Source organism: Streptomyces sp. SM11 (assembly GCF_002910905.1).
GTDB lineage: Bacteria > Actinomycetota > Actinomycetes > Streptomycetales > Streptomycetaceae > Streptomyces.
The window spans coordinates 1-836 of the sequence record NZ_NEUE01000144.1 but is presented as its reverse complement, the minus strand read 5'-3'; the positions used below and the strand labels follow the sequence as shown (position 1 = coordinate 836).

The window sequence follows — 836 nt, the reverse complement described above, 5'->3', positions numbered from 1 at the left end:
CTGCGTGACGGTGACCGGGTGCGTGGTGTCGTCAAGGGCACGGCGGTGAACCACGGTGGCCGTACGAGTGGGTTGACGGTGCCGAGCAGTGCGGCGCAGCAGTCGGTGATCTCGGCCGCGCTCGCGGATGCGGGGGTGCCGGTGGAGTCGGTTGGCATGGTGGAGGCGCATGGTACGGGGACGAGTCTGGGTGACCCGATTGAGGTCGAGGGGTTGACGCGTGCGTGGCGTGCGCTGACGGATCGTTCGCAGTTCTGTGCGATTGGTTCGTTGAAGGGGAATGTGGGTCATCTGGAGCCGGCGGCGGGTCTGGCGGGTTTGGTGAAGGTGTTGTTGTCGATGGAGCGGGGTGTGGTTCCGCCGTCGCTGCATGTGGTGCGGCCCAATGACCATATTCGTTTCGAGGGCACGCCGTTCTTCTTGGCGGACCGGGTCATGGAGTGGCCGCGTCCTGAGGACGGTCTGCGGCGTGGTGCGGTGAGTGCGTTCGGGATGGGCGGGGTCAACGCGCATGTGATCCTGGAGGAAGCACCCACCGCCGTGGTCCGGGGTGTACCCGTCCCGGAGTCGCTCGTGGTGCGCGTCACCGGCGCGGACGAGACGGCCGTACGGACACTGGCCGGGTCCTACGCCGCGCGCTTCGAGACGGCGCGCGACGCCGCCGAGACCGCCGACCTGTGCCACACCGCCAACACCGGCCGGTCCGCACTCGAGTTCCAGACCGCCGTGCACGGACGCTCGGCGGCGGACCTCGCGACGGCGCTCCGCTCCGTCGCGGACGGGGCCCTGCCCGTCGCCCGCGTCGACATCGACCTCACCGCCGACGCGGCGGCGGC

General features: G+C 70.1%; 1 protein-coding gene and 1 pseudogene. Both read left to right on the top strand.

The window, feature by feature from the left end:
• Positions 1-18 precede the first annotated feature (18 nt).
• Positions 19-315 (top strand): annotated as a pseudogene (locus B9S58_RS38985) (hypothetical protein); the annotation flags it as partial.
• A 24-nt stretch (positions 316-339) separates the two neighbouring features.
• The coding region (locus tag B9S58_RS38980) for a ketoacyl-synthetase C-terminal extension domain-containing protein (protein ID WP_308457898.1) at positions 340-836 on the top strand (497 nt) is incomplete at its 3' end.